General features: G+C 69.8%; 12 protein-coding genes. 9 read left to right on the forward strand and 3 right to left on the reverse strand.

The genetic code is table 11. The annotated features are described in order from the left end of the window. The first annotated feature begins 2 nt into the window (after positions 1-2). The 3 genes from A4W93_RS04465 to A4W93_RS04475 all read left to right on the forward strand — a co-directional run bounded on the left by A4W93_RS04465 (position 3) and on the right by A4W93_RS04475 (position 4,137). A complete protein-coding gene (locus A4W93_RS04465) occupies positions 3-791 on the forward strand; it encodes an SDR family NAD(P)-dependent oxidoreductase (protein WP_085749466.1) in 789 nt (262 codons plus the stop codon). Positions 792-1,223: 432 nt separating this feature from the next. After that, a complete protein-coding gene (gene fusA / locus A4W93_RS04470) occupies positions 1,224-3,251 on the forward strand; it encodes an elongation factor G (RefSeq protein WP_085749467.1) in 2,028 nt (675 codons plus the stop codon). A gap of 199 nt (positions 3,252-3,450) precedes the next feature. Beyond that, the gene (locus tag A4W93_RS04475) at positions 3,451-4,137 is read left to right on the forward strand and encodes a hypothetical protein (RefSeq protein WP_085749468.1); all 687 of its coding nucleotides are present in this window, start codon (positions 3,451-3,453) and stop codon (positions 4,135-4,137) included. Between the two features lie 2 nt (positions 4,138-4,139). Here the strand turns inward: A4W93_RS04475 and A4W93_RS04480 are convergent, their stop codons facing one another. Beyond that, positions 4,140-4,514, reverse strand: a complete 375-nt coding sequence (locus A4W93_RS04480) for a hypothetical protein (protein ID WP_085749469.1) — start codon at positions 4,512-4,514, stop codon at positions 4,140-4,142. 550 nt (positions 4,515-5,064) lie between these two features. Here A4W93_RS04480 and A4W93_RS30005 point away from each other — a divergent pair. The 4 genes from A4W93_RS30005 to A4W93_RS04495 all read left to right on the forward strand — a co-directional run bounded on the left by A4W93_RS30005 (position 5,065) and on the right by A4W93_RS04495 (position 9,250). Further along, positions 5,065-5,241 (forward strand): hypothetical protein, encoded by a 177-nt coding sequence (locus A4W93_RS30005; RefSeq protein WP_169726504.1) that lies wholly within the window; start codon positions 5,065-5,067, stop codon positions 5,239-5,241. Between the two features lie 135 nt (positions 5,242-5,376). After that, a complete protein-coding gene (gene rtcA / locus A4W93_RS04485; RefSeq protein ID WP_085749470.1) occupies positions 5,377-6,480 on the forward strand; it encodes an RNA 3'-terminal phosphate cyclase in 1,104 nt (367 codons plus the stop codon). Between the two features lie 129 nt (positions 6,481-6,609). Beyond that, positions 6,610-7,212, forward strand: a complete 603-nt coding sequence (locus tag A4W93_RS04490) for a TOL_0243 family YfiR-like periplasmic protein (RefSeq protein WP_085749471.1) — start codon at positions 6,610-6,612, stop codon at positions 7,210-7,212. A 22-nt stretch (positions 7,213-7,234) separates the two neighbouring features. Further along, entirely contained in the window at positions 7,235-9,250 is a 2,016-nt protein-coding gene (locus A4W93_RS04495; RefSeq protein ID WP_085749472.1) for a sensor histidine kinase, YfiR-like protein-associated, read from the forward strand. A 1-nt stretch (position 9,251) separates the two neighbouring features. Here A4W93_RS04495 and A4W93_RS04500 read toward each other — a convergent pair whose 3' ends face one another. Then, complete coding sequence (locus A4W93_RS04500) at positions 9,252-9,737, reverse strand: cyanophycin metabolism-associated DUF1854 family protein (RefSeq protein ID WP_085749473.1); 486 nt, start codon at positions 9,735-9,737, stop codon at positions 9,252-9,254. Between the two features lie 8 nt (positions 9,738-9,745). Further along, positions 9,746-12,010 (reverse strand): cyanophycin metabolism-associated ABC transporter, encoded by a 2,265-nt coding sequence (locus A4W93_RS04505; RefSeq protein WP_085749474.1) that lies wholly within the window; start codon positions 12,008-12,010, stop codon positions 9,746-9,748. 184 nt (positions 12,011-12,194) lie between these two features. On the opposite strand from A4W93_RS04505, the gene A4W93_RS04510 reads away from it, so the two are divergent. Both A4W93_RS04510 and cphA read left to right on the forward strand, forming a co-directional pair. Continuing rightward, positions 12,195-14,405, forward strand: a complete 2,211-nt coding sequence (locus tag A4W93_RS04510; RefSeq protein WP_085749475.1) for a cyanophycin synthetase — start codon at positions 12,195-12,197, stop codon at positions 14,403-14,405. A gap of 31 nt (positions 14,406-14,436) precedes the next feature. Beyond that, positions 14,437-17,019: a cyanophycin synthetase gene (gene cphA / locus A4W93_RS04515; RefSeq protein ID WP_085749476.1), complete on the forward strand. Its 2,583-nt coding sequence runs from the start codon at positions 14,437-14,439 to the stop codon at positions 17,017-17,019. Positions 17,020-17,224 lie beyond the last annotated feature (205 nt).

Consider the following 17,224-nt stretch of genomic DNA (forward strand, 5'->3'; position numbering starts at 1 on the left):
GCATGACCCTGAAGCTCGAAGGAAAGTCCATCGTCATCACGGGCGCCGCCAGCGGCATCGGCCGCGCGAGCGCGCTGCTGTTCGCGCAGGAGGGCGCGAAGCTGCTGCTGGTCGACCGCGCAGACGAGGTCGAGGCCACCGCCAGCGCGGTGCGCGCGTCCGGCGGCACGGCCGACGCCCGCGTGGCCGACGTGTCGAGCGAGGCCGAGGTGGAGGCCTTCGTCGCCGCGGCCGTGTCGCGCCACGGTGCACTCGACGGCATCTTCGCGAACGCCGGCATCAGCGGTGGCGTTCGCGCCCTCGACGAACTCACGGCCGAGGATTGGCTGCGGGTGCTCAACGTCAACCTGATCGGCGCGTTCCTCGCGGTGAAGCACGCGGCGCGCGTGATGGTGCCGGCGGGCCGTGGCGCGATCGTGTGCACCGCGTCGGTGGCGGGCATCCGCTCGGGCGCGGGCGGGCTGCCGTACAGCGCGAGCAAGGCCGGTGTGATCAGCCTCGTGCAGACCACCGCGAACCAGCTCGCGGGGTCCGGGGTGCGCATCAACGCGGTGTGCCCGGGCCTGATCGAGACCGGCATGACGCAGGCCATCTTCGACCGGGCGCGCGAACGCGGCAACGAACACAAGATCGGCCAGCTCAATCCGCTGCGTCGCAGCGGCCAGGCGCACGAGATCGCGAGCGCCGCGATGTTCCTGCTGTCCGACAGCGCCTCGTACGTGAACGGGCAGGCGCTTGCCGTCGATGGGGGCCTCACGAGTTCGCTGCCGGTCGTGCCGCCGCGGGCTTGAAAGATTGGCTGTCGCCACCACAACACACTGTTGCTTGCGATTCAAACGCCCGAAGCTCACAATGCGCTCCATGTTCAAGACCACCGCACTCACCTCCAACGCCTGCCGTCACTCGGTGGCGCGCGTGGGTGAGCGCGTGAGCTGCTTGAAACACTAGCCTTTCGACTTCGGTCGGAGGGCGTGCATGCCTTCCGGACCGTTCTCCGATGAACCCCGGTTGGCACTGCCCTCCGGGGTTTTTTGCATCTGGGGCATCTGGAGATTCGCCATGTTCAACCAACGCACCTACGACAAGCTGATCGCGACGATTCGCTCCCGCCAAACCGCGGGAGGCTTGCACTCGCGCTTTGGCCCTTCCTTCCGGCAAGTGAACTGCCGGCGCTGACCCGATCTGTTTCGTGGGGGCGCCGGCCCCACACGAAAGAGATCACCATGAACACCCATCCCATCCGCAACATCGGCGTCATCGCACACGTGGACGCCGGCAAGACCACGACCAGCGAACGCATCCTGTTCCACACGGGCAAGAACCACCGCATCGGTGACGTCAGCCATGGCGACACCACGATGGACTTCGACGAGCAGGAACGCCGCCGCGGCATCACGATCAACAGCGCGGCCACCACCGTGTTCTGGAAGGGCGCGCAGATCAACCTGATCGACACGCCCGGGCACATCGACTTCAACATCGAGGTGAACCGTTCACTGCGCGTGCTCGACGGTGCGATCGTCGTGTTCGACGGCGTGGCCGGCGTGGAGCCGCAGACCGAGACCAACTGGCGCCTCGCGGACCGCTATCACGTGCCGCGCATCGCGTTCGTCAACAAGCTCGACCGCGTCGGGGCGGACTTCCCGCGCGTGGTCGCGATGATCGGCGAACGCCTGGGCGTGAAGACGGCCGTGACGCAGTGGCCCATCGGCGCGGAAGGTGGATTCCGCGGCGTGGTGGACCTGCTCTCGCTGAAGGCGCTCACCTGGACGTCGGACGAGGTCGGCGGCCACCTGCACGAAGGGCCCGTGCCCGAGGACCTGCGCGCGGTCGTGCAGGCCTGGCGCGCGAAGCTGATCGACCAGGTGGTCGAACAGGACGACGACGTGCTGGCTGCGTTCCTCGACGGGAACGAGCCGACCGTCGAGCAGCTGCAGGCGTGCCTCCGCAAGGGCACGCTCGCGGGTGCGTTCGTCCCGGTGCTGGCCGGCGCGGCGTTCAGGAACAAGGGCGTCGAGCCGCTGCTGGACGCGGCCGTGGCGTACCTGCCCGCGCCGGGTGAAGTGGCGGCGCAGGCGGGGCAGCCCGAGGCCGATCCGGACGGGCCGCTGGCCGCGCTCGCGTTCAAGGTGGTGGCGGAGCCCACCGGCACGATGGTCTACGTGCGGGTGTACCGCGGCCGCTTGAAACCGGGCGACGTGGTGCTCAACGGCAACACCGGCAAGCGCGAACGCATCGCCCGGCTGTACGAGGTGCATGCGAACAAGGTCGAGGAGCTGGAGGTCGTCGAGGCCGGCGGCATCGCGGCGATCGTGGGCCTGAAGGACACGGTCACCGGCCACACGCTCACCGACCCCGCGGTGCCGCTGGTGCTGGAAAGCATCACGGTGCCCGAGGCGGTGATCGACGTGGCGATCGAGCCGAAGACGCAGGACGACCAGCAGCACCTCGGCAAGGCGCTGGCCGCGATGGTGCGCGAGGACCCGAGCCTGCGCGTCCGCCAGGACGCGGAGTCGGGCCAGACGCTGCTGTCGGGCATGGGTGAGCTGCAGCTCGAGGTGTCGGTCGAGAAGCTGCGCACGCGGCACCGCGTCGAGGTGACCGTGGGTCGGCCGCAGGTCGCGTTCCGCGAGACGCTGTCGCACGCGGTGGAGGTCACGCACCTCCACAAGAAGCAGTCGGGCGGCCCCGGGCAGTTCGCCGAGGTCGTGTTGCGCTTCGAGCCGCTGGCGCGCGGTGACGGTGTCGTGTTCGAGAACGAGAGTGTCGGGGGCGCGATCCCGCGTGAGTTCGTGCCGGCGATCGAGGCGGGCATCCGGCGTGCGGCGCAGTCCGGGGTCGTGGCGGGGTATCCCACCGTCGACTTCAAGGCGACGCTGCTCGACGGGCGTTTCCACGAACGCGACTCGTCGGCGATGGCCTTCGAGCTGGCCGCCGGCGCGGCGTTCCGCGAGGCGGCCGCGCAGGCGGGTGCTTCGCTGCTGGAGCCGGTGATGGCCGTGGAAGTGACGACGCCGGCCGAGTTCGTGGGCGACGTGCTCGGTGACCTGAGCCGCCGCCGCGGCCTCGTGCGCGGGCAGGACAGCCGTGGCAATGCCGCGGTGGTCGATGCCCACGTGCCGCTGCGCGAGATGTTCGGCTACATCGGGCACCTGCGTGCGATGTCCTCGGGACGCGCGCAGTACACGATGCAGTTCGAGCGCTATGCCGAAGCGCCGGCGTCGGTGCTGTCGGCGGTGCGTGCAGGTTGACACCCTGTGCGCGAGGGGGCGGTCCGCAAGGGCCGCCCCCTTCTTTTTCATGCCGATGGATGAAGGGGATTCCACTTCCCTAGTCCGTCGTTTCACGTGTTTCAGCCCCCTACCTTGAACGTTGAAGGGCAGGGCGCCAGTGACGAAAGTTCCTCGACCGCGCGGATCGTTCGCGCGGGTTCCACCCAAGGAGGAAATCATGTCGATGAAGTCACTGAGGAATCTGCTGTCGGGTCTCGTCGCCGCCTGCGCCGTCGCGGCGCCGTTCGCCACGTTTGCGCAGACCACCACCGCGTGTGGTGAAGGGGTCAAGGCCGAGGTCGCCAAGGCGGTCGATGCCGCGGCCTCGTTGAGCGAGGGCGAGAAGCTCAAGGTCGAGGCGCAGCTCTACGACAAGTTCAAGAGCTGCGGCACCATCGACGCCGCTCAGCTGCCCGCGGCCGATCCGATCTTCACCGCGGCGCGGCAATGCGGCGCGAAGGTCTCGGCCCTCGGCAGCCTGTTCTACGAGGAGATGTCGTGTTGCGGGTACGACCCGCAGCGGCGCACCTTCGCCTGCCCCGTCAAGGTGAAGCAGCGCTTCGGGTTCGGCGGCTCGCCGCTGCCGGGCAGCCGCGAGCATGTGCTGCACTGCGTGGCGGACGCGGCCGGGGTGCTGCAGCCCGTCGGTGCCGACAGCGTGCACCTGTCGAACTCGGCGCTCGCGCCGACGTGGCAGTTCGCGGTGGTGGCCAACGCCACCGACAACCTGCCGCTGGTGCAGCCCATGAACGGGCAGGTGCGCCGGGCCCGCTCGATCCTGTCGTGGAACCTGCGGCCCACGAACTGCAACTACCAGCCCATCTGGGGCAACGCGCTCGACTACGCGATCCGCCTCGACCAGTAGGCTCAGCCGCCCGAGGCGGCCAGCGACTCCTTGAGGAGCTGGCGCAGCTTCTTGCGGCCGTCGGCGTTGGTGGCCCGCCAGGCCTTCAGCGCCGTCGCCAGGAACTGCTGCTCGGACGGGCTGAGGCCGGCCGGCTCGCGCTCCTCGTCGAGCCAGCCGGCCGGCTTGCCGCAGTGCTGCTCGATCTGGCGGGCGAGCTTGTCGCCGATGGGGCGCGCCGACTTGATCTGGCTCCACATGCTGGGCGAGATCTCGAGCTTGGCCGCGAAGGCCTGCTCGAGGCCTTTCGGCGGGGCGCCCGAGGCCATCGCCGTCTCGGCGAAGGTCTGGAACAGGTTCAGCGCGTTGCGGCGCCGTTCGAGGGTGGTGTTGCTCACGGGGGACTGCGAAAAAAATCTGTTGCGCGGATTGTCGCAAAGGCTTGACGCCTCGGTAAAGACTATTTACGATCGCTCCATCCAATTGCAAGACCACCTTCCAACCCACACCCACCACCTGGAACTTCCGTGAATTTCAACTGCACCACCCCACGTATCGCGCCCGCTTCGGGCCGTGGCGTCGTGTCGCTCCGAATTCACTCTTCCACGTCGTCTGGTCTGAATGTGATGGTTGTCGCGGGGTCCGGGACAGGCTGAATCCAGCCTTCTCTCTGAATTTTCAGAGGCCCGGGTTCCGCAAAGGACCCGGGCCTCTTGCATTTCCACGGCGCCCCGCCACGGGGCACGACGTTTCACTTCGGGTGTGTCTTCGCACTCCAGGCCGCGCAATCAGGTGCGAGCGGCTCGGGATGTGCGCGGCCGGATCCGGTCTCGTGCAGCGAGGCACCCCTTCGACGGAAGGGCTCGCGCGACGGGCACAACCGAAGTGGAACCGCGTCCATCCGGCCGGTTTTTGTTCCGCTGTCGTCGACTCACGAGGGAGACTCCCATGCAAAAGAAGCAGTCTGAAAACAAGTTCCTGCTGCAACTGGCGGCCCTGAAGCCGCGCAACCCGTTCGCGGCGCTCGGGCGCCAGCGTGCGGCAGGCAGCCACACGTCCGTCAAGCGCACCCGCGGCAAGGAGGAAAAGGACCTCGTGCAGCGGCTGCGGGAGGCGGGGCTGTGAACGCGCGGGCACTCGCCGGGATGGCGGTGACGGTGCTGATCGCCGTGGTGGCATTCGCACTGCTCGTGGGCCGCTGGGCTGCACGGGACGCGGGCTTCGGGTAACCTTCGGTCCGACACCGATTCCGGAGCCGAGATGGACGACCACCCCGCCCGCGCACTGCCAGGTGCCGCTGCGGGCGGCGGTCCACAACCGGCAGGCCTCCTCGAACTCGACGGCAGCGCCGGCGAGGGCGGTGGACAGCGCCTGCGCTCGGCCCTGACCCTGTCGATGTGCACCGGCCGGCCGTTCCGGATGCGCCACATCCGGGCGGGCCGCGAGCGGCCCGGCCTGCTCCGCCAGCACGTCGCGTGTGTCACCGCGTCCCAGGCGGTCAGCGGCGGCTCGGCCGAGGGCGCCGAGGTCGGGTCCACCGAAGTGGCCTTCTCACCGGGCGAGGTGCGCGCCGGCGACCACGTGTTCGGGGTCGGCAGCGCCGGCAGCTGCACGCTGGTGCTGCAGACCGTGTGGCCGGCCCTGATGGCCCTGCGCGAACCCAGCCGCATCATGCTGCGGGGCGGCACCCACAACCCGGGCGCCCCGCCGTTCCACTTCATCGACCGGGCCTACGCGCCGCTGATGCGCCGCCTGGGCTGCCCCTCCGAACTGCGGCTGCGGCGCCACGGGTTCTACCCGACCGGTGGCGGCGGCATCGAGGTGGTGCTGCCCGGTTCTCCCGACGGGACACTCACGCCGTTCGACCTGCTGGAGCGCGGGGCGTTGCGCAACGGCTACGCCGAATGCCTCGTGGCCGCGGTGCCGCGCCACGTGGGCGCCCGCGAGCTGGACACGCTCGGCCGCGCTTTGGGCTGGTCCGGCGAGCAGTTGCGGCTGCCGCTCGTGCGGCAGAACGAGGGGCCCGGCAACGCGTTGATGGTCACCCTCGAGCATGAGCACCTGGTGGAACTGTTCACCGCGTTCGGCGAGAAGGGCGTGAGCGCCGAGACCGTGGCCCGCAACGTCGTGCGGGAGGTGCGGGCCTACACCGCGGGCCAGGCCGCCCTCGGCCCGTGGCTGGCCGACCAGTGGATGCTGCCGCTGGCCATCGCCGTGTGGCGCACGGGTTCCCCGGCCGGTTTCACCTGTTCGGGACTTTCGGCCCACGCGCGCTCGAACCTCGAGCTGATCGGGCAGTTCCTGCCCGTGACCTTCCGCACCTCGCAGGCGGACACCGGCTGGCGCGTCGACATCGGCGCCTGACCCCCGCGCCCACGGAGGAGCCCCCTTGTGCCGGGGGAGGGTCCGATCTATAACGGATGACAGCATGCCTCCGGGGGGAGATTCCATGTCCAGGTCCAGGTCCTGCGCCCGGCCAGAAGGGCCTCGCCGATGAGGGCACCTCGTCGCGCGCCGTGGTCGCCCGCCTGGTTCCGCTGGGGCTGGCTGTGCCTGGCGGCGCTCGCCGCCGGAACGACCTGGGCCGTCGACGATCGCAACGGCGACTGGCCCGAAGCGGGCGAAACCGAACTGCGCACCAAGGCGGTCTACCTGTACCAGTTCGGCGCGTTCGTCGCCTGGCCCGCCCGGGCGTTCCCGGCCGTCGAATCCCCGGTCGTGATCGGCATCCTCGAGGCCGAGGCCCTCGCCAACGAACTCTCGATGGTGGTCGACGGGCGCAGGCTGCAGGGGCGGCCCGTCGCGGTGCGCAAGCTGCACCTGGGCGATTCGCTGGGCGGCGTGCACGTGCTGTTCCTCGGCCGGGGCGCCGATGCCCAGGTGATCGAGGCGATTTCGGCGCTGCGGGGCCAGCCGGTGCTGACGGTGGCCGACACGGTGACGCCGGCCGACGTGCGCAGCATCATCCGTTTCCTGGTGGCCGACGGCCGGCTCCGGTTCGACGTCTCGCTCAAGGCCGCCGAGCAGGCCAGCCTCGGCATCAGCGCGCGGCTGCTCGCGGTGGCCCACCGCGTCGACAGGGGGACGGCGCCATGACCCCCACGGCTCCGGACGCCGGATGAACCCGCCGGTCCAGCGCACCGTCAGCCGCAAGCTGGTCAGTGTCGCGTTGCTGACCACCCTGGTCGTGCTGGTGCTGTCGATCGCGGCACTCTGCGCGCATACCCTGCGCACCGACTACCGCCGGCTCTCGGCCGACATGCGGGTGCAGTCCGAGCTGATGGGCCACATGACCGCGCCGGCGCTCGCGTTCCACGACCGGGCGCTCGCCCGCAACAACCTGCACCTGTTGCGGCTGCGGCCCGAGGTGCTCGGCGCCACCCTCTACGACCACCAGGGCCATGTCTTCGCGACGTACACCGCGCCGGAGCAGCCGATGCGGGAGCCGGGCGAGGTCGAGCACGACGGCGTGCGGCTGGAAGGCGACGAGATGGTGGTGTTCTCGCGCATCGTGCAGGACAAGGACGTGCTCGGCACGCTGCACCTGCGCGTGGACCACGGCCTGTACGACCGCCTGGTCGGGCTGGTCGCCATCGGCTTGCTCGTCACGGCGATCGCGATGGTGGTCACGTACCTGCTGTCGACCCGGCTGCACCAGGCGGTGACCGCCCCCATCCTGTCCATCGCCGACATCGCCCGCGACGTCGTCGAGCGGCGCGACTACTCGCGCCGCGCGTCGAAGACCAGCGACGACGAGATCGGCCTGCTCGCGGACTCGTTCAACGACATGCTGAGCGAGATCCAGCGGCGCACCGAGGCGCTCGAGCGGTCCAACCAGGAGATCGCCCGCGAGGTGGGCGAACGCACCCTCGCGCAGCAGGAGGTGATGCGGCTGAACACCCAGCTCGAGCAGCGGGTGCGAGAACGCACGCTGCAGCTCGAAGCCATCAACGAGCAGCTGGTGCTGGCGAAGGCGGTGGCCGAGAAGGCGAACCAGGCGAAGTCCGAGTTCCTCTCCAGCATGAGCCACGAGCTGCGCACGCCGCTGAACGCGATCCTCGGCTTCACCCAGCTGCTCGACAGCGACGCGGTGCCGATCCCCGTGGCCAAGCGCCATGAGTACCTGACGCACATCCTGAAGGCCGGCAAGCACCTGCTGGTGCTGATCAACGAGGTGCTCGACCTCGCGAAGGTCGAGTCCGGCACGCTCGCGCTGTCGCTCGAGACCGTGAGCCTCGCCGAGGTGTTCCGCGAGTGCCGCGAAATGATCGAGCCCACCGCGGTGCAGCGGCGTGTGCGCATGGCGTTCGCTCCGGCCGATGGCCTGCACGTGGTGGCGGACCGCACGCGGCTCAAGCAGGTGCTGCTGAACCTGCTGTCGAACGCGGTGAAGTACAACCGCGAGGGCGGCGCGGTGGCGGTGGAGGCCCGGGCGTCCGCCACGGGCCGCGTCCGTGTCACGGTGCAGGACACCGGCAAGGGCCTCGACGCCCGCCAGCGCGCGCTGCTGTTCCAGCCCTTCAACCGGCTCGGCCAGGAGGCGGGACCGGAGGAGGGCACCGGCATCGGCCTCGTCGTGACGAAGCGGCTGGTGGAGCTGATGGACGGGGAGATCGGGCTCACGAGCACGGTCGACGTGGGCAGCGTGTTCTGGTTCGAGCTGGCCTCGGGCGAGGGCATGACGCCGCGCGAGGCCGCGCAGGCCGGCGACACGCGCCCGGACCCGTTCTCGACCTCGCCGGTCGAGGGGCGGCGCACCGTGCTGTACGTGGAGGACAACCCCGCGAACCTGCGGCTCGTCGAGGAGATCGTGGCGCTGCGCACCGACCTGCGCCTGATCTCGGCGGCCGAAGGCGGGCTCGGGGTGACGATGGCCCAGGCGCACCTGCCGGACGTGATCCTGATGGACCTCAACCTGCCCGGGGTGGGTGGCGTGGAGGCGCTCAAGCTGCTGGCCGAGGACCCGCGCACGGGCCACATCCCGGTGATCGCGCTCACCGCGAGCGCGATGCCGCGCGACGTCGACGCGGGCCTCGCGATGGGCTTCTTCCGCTACCTGACCAAGCCGCTCGACGTGGCGGTGTTCCTCGCCGCGCTCGACGACGCATTGGCGGCCGCGAGCGGGCCGCCCTGACTCAGAGGAAGCGTTCGAGCAGGCGCCGCGACGCCTTGTCGAGCCCGAAGCGGTCGCGGATCAGGAACTGCACGCCACGTTCGTCGGCGATCAGCAGCGCGCCACCGCCCAGGCGGCGGATGTTCTCCTCGACCTCGAGCACGAGGCGGGTGTCGCCGCGGTCGGTCTCCACGTCCCACGTGGTGGGCGTGGCGAACGTGGACACCGAACGGATGCGCAGGATCACCGGCGTGAACTCGCGCTGGGCGAGTTCCTCCTCGATGAGCTGGCGGGGCGCGTCGGCGAGTGCGCTCAGCCGGTCGATCCACACGAGTTCGTGGCCGTCGGCGCCCACGAGCGAGATGCCTTCGTCGGGCGCCGCGATGGGGAACGCGCGCACCGGCACGCAGTGCTCCGAACGCACGCCGTCGGCGCCGATGTGGACGAGGTGGCCGAGCGGGGAACGTTCGAGCCGGAACGCGGGCGGGGTGAGGGCGGTGTCGGTCATCGGGAGGCTCACGGGTTGCCGGCGGGGTGGGCGGCGTGGGGCACGGGGTCGGCGGGCGGCAGTTCGTTGCCGTCGTCGTCCACGCGCCGCAGCTGCGCCTGGTAGAGGCGCCAGTACGCGCCCTGTCTGGCGATCAGTTCGTCGTGCGGGCCCACCTCGACGATGCGGCCGCGGTCCATCACGACGAGGCGGTCGGCCTTGCGCAGCGTGGAGAGGCGGTGCGCGATGGCGATGGTGGTGCGGCCCTGCACGAGGTTGTCGAGGGCCTTCTGGATTTCCTTCTCGGTCTCGGTGTCGACCGCCGACGTGGCCTCGTCGAGGATCAGCAAGCGCGGGTCGATCAGCAGCGCGCGTGCGATCGAGATGCGCTGGCGTTCGCCGCCCGAGAGGCCCTGGCCGCGTTCGCCCACGAGCGAGTCGTAGCCCTGCGGCAGGCGCAGGATGAACTCGTGCGCGTGGGCCGCGCGTGCGGCCGCCACGATCTCGGCGCGGGTGGCTTCGGGTTTGCCGTACGCGATGTTCTCGGCGATGGTGCCGAAGAACAGGAAGGGCTCCTGCAGCACGAGGCCGATGTTGCGGCGGTAGTCGGAGACGGCGTAGCGGCGCACGTCGTGGCCGTCGACGTGGATGGCGCCGTCGGTCACGTCGTAGAAGCGGCAGATCAGGTTCACGAGCGTGCTCTTGCCCGAGCCGCTGTGGCCCACGAGGCCGATCATCTCGCCCGGCTGGATGTCGAGGTCCAGGCCGCGGATCACCGTTCGGTTGCCGTAGCGGAAGCCGATGTCGCGCATCTCGATGCGGCCCTTCGCGTTCACGAGCGGCACGGGCTCGGCGGGCTCGGGCACGTTCGAGACGTGGTCGAGGATGTCGAAGATGCGCTTGGCGCCCGAAGCCGCCTTCTGCGTGACCGACACGATGCGGCTCATCGAATCGAGCCGCGTGTAGAAGCGGCCGATGTACGCGATGAAGGCGGTCAGCACACCGACCGTGATCTGCTGGTTCGCCACCAGCCAGATGCCGAAGGCCCACACGACCAGCAGCCCGATCTCGGTGAGCAGCGACACGCTCGGCGAGAACAGCGACCACGTCTTGTTGAGCCGGTCGTTGACCTCGAGGTTGTGGACGTTCGCGGTGCGGAAGCGCTGCGCCTCGCGGCGCTCCTGCGCGAAGGCCTTCACGACGCGGATGCCGGGGATGGTGTCGGCCAGCACGTTGGTCACCTCGGACCACACGCGGTCGATGCGTTCGAAGCCGGTGCGCAGGCGGTCGCGCACCTTGTGGATCATGTACGCGATGAAGGGCAGCGGCAGCAGCGTGACGAGCGCGAGCCACGGGTTGATGGAGAACAGGATGACGGCCGTCATCCCGATGGTCAGCACGTCGATCGCGAAGTCGAGCGCGTGCAGCGAGAGGAACACGCAGATGCGGTCGGTCTCGGAGCCGATGCGGGCGATCAGGTCGCCCGTGCGCTTGCCCCCGAAGTAGTCGAGCGACAGCTGCAGCAGGTGCTCGTACGTGGTGGTGCGCAGGTCCGCGCCGATGCGTTCGGAGACGAGCGCGAGCAGGTAGGTGCGTGCCCAGCCGAGGCCCCATGCGACGAGCGCCGCGGCGAGCAGGCCGCCCAGGTACAGGCCGACCTTCCACGGGTCGATCTGGGCGCCGTTCTGGAACGGGATCAGGATGTCGTCCATCAGCGGGATGGCGAGGTACGGCGGCACGAGCGACGCTCCGGTCGACAGCAGGGTCAGCAGGAAGCCGAGGCCGAGCTGTTTCCGGTAGGGGTGTGCGAAACGCCACAGACGCAGCAGCACCCACGTGGACGGCACGGGTTCGGCTTCCGCGGAAAACGAGGTTTCCTCGTCGGGCTCGAGGGGCTCGGCGTGACGTCCCTCACGAAGTGCCTCGACCCGTTGCTCGAAGACCTTCACCAATTTCAGCGATTGGGCGTGTGCACCGAGCGTGAACCGCCATTGCGCGAGCCGCGAGCTTGTATCGAGGAGTTCCAGCGTGGCCACGCCGGCGTGATCGAAGGAGCGCATCGCGAGGTCCGCGGACAGCGTCCAGGCCTGCCATGCGTCGCTGTTTGGCGACAAGTTCCACACGCGAGAATCTGTGATCGCCACGAGGCCAAAACCGAAGCGCAACGAGCCCGGATCGAGGTCAACCGCGAGCGTGGCGAGCACGTTCTCATTCGGGGCGAGTTCAGCTCGCAGGGCCGCAAGAGATGTCTCGGTGCGGGCTTCCAACGTCAGATCGGAATCGAGTAGTGGCATGGTGATGATGTCGTACCGCGGTGCAGTGCATGGGTCCGCTTTCCGCAGCGGGGTCGGGAATTCTCGCCGAAGCGCACCGTTTCGTGTTTCATCGGAGGGAGCCGGGCATTTCCATACGGCGCACAATTGCGGGCTGGACCGGATCCTTCCGGTCATGACCACCTTGCCGAAAAAACCGCCCAAAATGACGAAGAAGGCCGACATCCAGCTGCAGCGCATCCGCTACCTGCGGGGTCCCAACATCTGGACGTACCGCCCGGTGCTCGAGGTCTGGCTCGACCTCGGCGAGCTGGAAGACCATCCCTCCAACGTGCTCCCCGGCTTCAACGAGCGGCTGCTGAAGATGCTGCCCGCCCTGATGGAGCACCACTGCGGCGTCGGTGAACGCGGCGGCTTCATCCAGCGCCTCGAAGGCGGCACCTGGGCCGGCCACATCCTCGAGCACGTGGTCATCGAGCTGCTCAACCTCGCCCGCATGCCCACCGGCTTCGGCCAGACCCGCAGCACCTCGCAGCGCGGCGTCTACCGCATGGTGTTCCGGGCCCGCGACGAAAGCGTCGCCCGCTCGGCCCTGGCCGAAGGCCACCGCCTGCTGATGGCGGCCATCAACAACGAACCGTTCGACGTCGACGCGGCCGTCGCCCGCCTGTGCGAGAAGGTCGACGACTGCTACCTCGGCCCGAGCACCGCGCACATCGTCGGCGCCGCCACCGACCGCGCCATCCCGCACATCCGCCTGAACGCCGGCAACCTCGTGCAGCTCGGCTACGGCGCCAGCCAGCGCCGCATCTGGACGGCCGAGACCGAGATGACCAGCGCGATCGCCGAAGGCATCGCCGGCGACAAGGACCTCACGAAGAAGCTGCTGGCCGCCGTCGGCGTGCCGGTGCCCGAAGGCCAGGTGGTGTCGTCCGCCTCGGAAGCCTGGGACGCGGCCGAGGACATCGGCCTGCCCGTCGTGGTCAAGCCCACCGACGGCAACCACGGCTGCGGCGTCACGATGGACCTGACCGAGCGCCGCGACATCGAGGCCGCCTACGACGTGGCCCTGAAGCAGGGCAGCGAAGTCATCGTCGAGCGATTCATCCGCGGCCATGAGCACCGCCTGCTCGTGGTGGGGGGCCGCGTGGTCGCCGCCGCCCGCGGCGAACTCGCCACGGTCACCGGCGACGGCACCTCCACCGTCCGCCAGCTGGTCGACAGCCAGCTCAACACCGACCCGCGCCGCGGCGAGAACGAGGACTTCCCGCTCAACCGCCTCGACTACGCCGAAGACGAAACCCTCGGCATCGAGCTGCAGCGCCAGAACCTCACCCCCGATGCCGTGCCGGCCGCCGGCCGCGTCGTGCTGATCCAGCGCAACGGCAACCTGTCGTTCGACTGCACCGACCAGGTGCACGCCGACGTCGAACATGCCGTGGTGCTCGCCGCCCGCGTGGTGGGCCTCGACATCGCCGGGGTCGACCTGGTCTGCGAGGACATCTCCAAGCCGCTGCACGTGCAGGGCGGTGCCGTCGTCGAAGTCAACGCGGGCCCGGGGCTGCTGATGCACCTGAAGCCGGCCGTGGGCGCGCCCCGCCCGGTGGGCCGTGCCATCGTCGACCACCTGTTCCCCGAAACCGAAGCCGGCGCCGGCCGCATCCCCATCATCGGCGTGGCCGGTTCGCAGGACACCCACACCATCTCGCGCCTCGTCGCGTGGCTGGTGCACCTGAGCGGCCGCCGCGTGGGCCTGGCCTGCCGCGACGGCATGTTCCTCGACCGCCGCCGTGTCGAGCAGGCCGACTCGGCCCGTTTCGATCCGGCCCACCGCCTGCTGATCAACCGCGCCGTGCAGGCCGCGGTGATCGAGAACGGCGCCGAATCCATCCTGCGCGACGGCCTCGCGTACGACCGCTGCCAGATCGGCGTCGTGACCGACTTCGAGGGCTGGAAGTCGCTCGCGAACTACGACGTGCAGGAAGCCGACCAGATGACCAAGGTGCTGCGCACCCAGGTCGACGTGGTGCTGCCCGACGGCGTGGCCGTGCTGCATGCCGCCGACGACCGCGTGGCCGACCTGAAGTCGCTGTGCGACGGCAGCGTCATCCTGTACGCCCTCGACGGCAAGAACGAGAAGCTCGCCGCCCACCGTGCCGAAGGCGGCCGCGTGGCGTTCATGCGCGACGACCACGTCGTGCTGGCCACGGGCCACAGCGAAACCACGCTGAACAGCCTGCGCCGCGGCCGCGTGCGCAACGACGAACAGGGCCTCGCCCGCCAGCGCGTGCAGCTGGCCGCCGTGGCCACGGCCTGGGCCATGGGCATCTCGCTCGACCTGGTGGCCGCCGGCATCGAAACCTTCGACTGGGACCTGCGCCAGGCGCGCCCGGTGGTGGCCAAGTCGGCCCGCTGATCGACCGATCTCTCTGCGAAAGCACACGCCAATGGAAGTCTCCCGCATCCGGGCCCTGCGCGGCCCGAACCTCTGGAGCCGTCACACCGCCATCGAGGCGATCGTGACCTGCGCCGTCGACGAACGCGCCAAGGCCGAGATCCCCGGGTTCGAACCGCGCCTGCGCGCGCTGTTCCCCGCCGTCGGCGAGCTGCGTCCGCGCGGCTACGTCGGCAACATCTCGCTCGCCCACGTGCTCGAGCGCGTGGCGCTCGCCCTGCAGGCCCAGGCCGGCTGCCCCGTCACCTTCAGCCGCACGTCGTCCACGCTGGAGCCGGGGGTGTTCCAGGTGGTCGTCGAATACAGCGAGGAGCCCGTGGGCCGCAAGGCCTTCGAACTCGCGCTGGCGTTGATCGATGCCGCGCGCCATGACACCGCCTTCGACGTGGCCGCGGCCATCGCCGAACTGCGCGACACCGACGAAGACGTGCGCCTCGGCCCCAGCACCGGCGCCATCGTCGACGCCGCCGTCGCGCGGGGCATCCCGTACCGCCGCCTCACCGAAGGCAGCCTCGTGCAGTTCGGCTGGGGCTCGCGCCAGCGCCGCATCCAGGCCGCCGAGGTCGATTCCACCAGCGCCGTGGCCGAGTCCATCGCGCAGGACAAGGACCTGACCAAGCTGCTGCTGCGTTCCGCCGGCGTGCCGGTGCCGCTGGGCCGCCCCGTCTCCGACCCGGACGACGCGTGGGAAGCCGCCATCGAGATCGGCCTGCCCGTCGTGCTCAAGCCGCAGGACGGCAACCAGGGCAAGGGCGTCACGGTCAACATCGTCACCCGCGACCACCTGAACATCGCGTACAAGGCCGCGGCCGAGTACGGCGAGGTGATGGTCGAGAAGTTCCTGCCCGGCAACGACTTCCGCCTGCTGGTGGTGGGCGACAAGCTCGTCGCCGCCGCACGCCGCGATCCGCCGCAGGTGATCGGCGACGGCGAACACTCGGTGCGCCAGCTGGTCGACATCGTCAACCAGGACCCGCGCCGCGGCGAGGGCCACGCCACGTCGCTCACGAAGATCCGCTTCGACGACATCGCGGTCGCGCGCCTGAAGGTCCAGGACCTCGAACCCGACTCGGTGCCCGTGAAGGGCCAGCGCGTGATCCTGCGCAACAACGCGAACCTCAGCACCGGCGGCACCGCCACCGACGTGACCGACGACGTGCACCCCGACGTGGCCGCCCGCGCCATCGAGGCCGCCCAGATGGTGGGCCTGCACATCTGCGGCGTCGACGTGGTGTGCGAGAGCGTGCTCAAGCCCCTCGAGGAACAGAGCGGCGGCATCGTCGAGGTGAACGCGGCCCCGGGCCTGCGCATGCACCTGTCGCCCAGCTACGGCAAGGGCCGCAACGTCGGCGAAGCCATGGTCGCGAACCTGTTCGGCCCCGGCGACGACGGCCGCATCCCGGTCGTGGCCGTCACCGGCACGAACGGCAAGACCACCACGGCCCGCCTGATCGCCCACATCATCGCGGGCAGCGGCATGCGCATCGGCATGACCAACACCGACGGCGTCTACGTGAACGGCCGCCAGATCGACAGCGGCGACTGCAGCGGCCCGCGCAGCGCGCGCAACGTGCTGATGCACCCCGATGTCGACGCGGCGGTGTTCGAGACCGCCCGCGGCGGCGTGCTGCGCGAAGGCCTCGGTTTCGACCGCTGCGACGTGGCCGTGGTCACCAACATCGGCGCGGGCGACCACCTGGGCCTGAACTACATCACCACCGTCGAGGACCTCGGCGTGCTCAAGCGCGTCATCGTCCAGAACGTCTCCACCACCGGCTACGCGGTGCTCAACGCCGCCGACCCGATCGTGGCCGGCATGGCCGCCAGCTGCCCGGGCAAGGTCATCTTCTTCGCGGCCGACCGTCAGCAGCCCGTGATGGCCACGCACCGGGCACAGGGCAACCGCTGCGTGTACGTCGACGGCGACGCCATCGTCGCGGCCGAGGGCCCGTGGCGCGAGAAGGTGTTCCTGCGCGACATCCCCATCACCCGCAACGGCACCATCGGCTTCCAGGTCGAGAACGCGATGGCGGCCGTGGCCGCCGCATGGGGCCTGGGCCTGCATCCGGACACCATCCGCCGCGGCCTCGCCAGCTTCTCGAACGACGCGGACAATGCGCCGGGCCGCTTCAACGTGCTGTCGTACCGCGGCGCCACGGTGATCGCCGACTATGGCCACAACCCGGACGCGATGCGTGCCCTGGTGTCGGCGGTGGACGCGCTGCCGGCGAAGCGCCGCTCGGTGGTCATCAGCGGGGCGGGCGACCGCCGCGACGAGGACATCCGCGAGCAGACCATGATCCTGGGCGACGCCTTCGACGAGGTCGTGCTGTTCCAGGACGCCTGCCAGCGCGGCCGTGCCGACGGCGAGGTGCTGGCGCTGCTGCGCGACGGCCTGGCCGGCGCGAAGCGCACGAAGGACGTGCACGAGGTGCGCGGCGAGTTCGTCGCCATCGACCTCGCGCTCGAGCGCCTGCAGCCGGGCGACCTGTGCCTCGTGCTGGTCGACCAGGTCGAGGAGGCGCTGGCCCACCTGGCCGCGAAGGTGGCCGAGGCCGTCGCCGAAACCGCCTGAGGTTCCTCTCTCCCTCGCAACGGGCCGCTTCATGCGGCCCGTTCCCTTTGGCGCGCGCGAATGCCCGTTTTCGCGGGCACCGTGATGAAAACCGATTGGTCCGCAGGGGCAACGCGCTGCCGCGGGTGGTTTCGCGTTTAATACATACTAACCCTTGTGGATCGATAAAGATTCTGTGAGACGGAAACCAATTCCCGCATGAGAA

It is taken from the genome of Piscinibacter gummiphilus (assembly GCF_002116905.1).
Taxonomy (GTDB): Bacteria; Pseudomonadota; Gammaproteobacteria; order Burkholderiales; family Burkholderiaceae_C; genus Rhizobacter; species Rhizobacter gummiphilus.

Coding starts and splice junctions, on each gene's coding strand:
- A4W93_RS04465 (WP_085749466.1), top strand. CDS start 3: ATGACCCTGAAGCTCGAAGGAAAGTCCATCGTCATCACGGGCGCCGCC.
- fusA (WP_085749467.1), top strand. CDS start 1,224: ATGAACACCCATCCCATCCGCAACATCGGCGTCATCGCACACGTGGAC.
- A4W93_RS04475 (WP_085749468.1), top strand. CDS start 3,451: ATGTCGATGAAGTCACTGAGGAATCTGCTGTCGGGTCTCGTCGCCGCC.
- A4W93_RS30005 (WP_169726504.1), top strand. CDS start 5,065: ATGCAAAAGAAGCAGTCTGAAAACAAGTTCCTGCTGCAACTGGCGGCC.
- rtcA (WP_085749470.1), top strand. CDS start 5,377: ATGGACGACCACCCCGCCCGCGCACTGCCAGGTGCCGCTGCGGGCGGC.
- A4W93_RS04490 (WP_085749471.1), top strand. CDS start 6,610: ATGAGGGCACCTCGTCGCGCGCCGTGGTCGCCCGCCTGGTTCCGCTGG.
- A4W93_RS04495 (WP_085749472.1), top strand. CDS start 7,235: ATGAACCCGCCGGTCCAGCGCACCGTCAGCCGCAAGCTGGTCAGTGTC.
- A4W93_RS04500 (WP_085749473.1), bottom strand. CDS start 9,737: ATGACCGACACCGCCCTCACCCCGCCCGCGTTCCGGCTCGAACGTTCC.
- A4W93_RS04505 (WP_085749474.1), bottom strand. CDS start 12,010: ATGCCACTACTCGATTCCGATCTGACGTTGGAAGCCCGCACCGAGACA.
- A4W93_RS04510 (WP_085749475.1), top strand. CDS start 12,195: ATGACGAAGAAGGCCGACATCCAGCTGCAGCGCATCCGCTACCTGCGG.
- cphA (WP_085749476.1), top strand. CDS start 14,437: ATGGAAGTCTCCCGCATCCGGGCCCTGCGCGGCCCGAACCTCTGGAGC.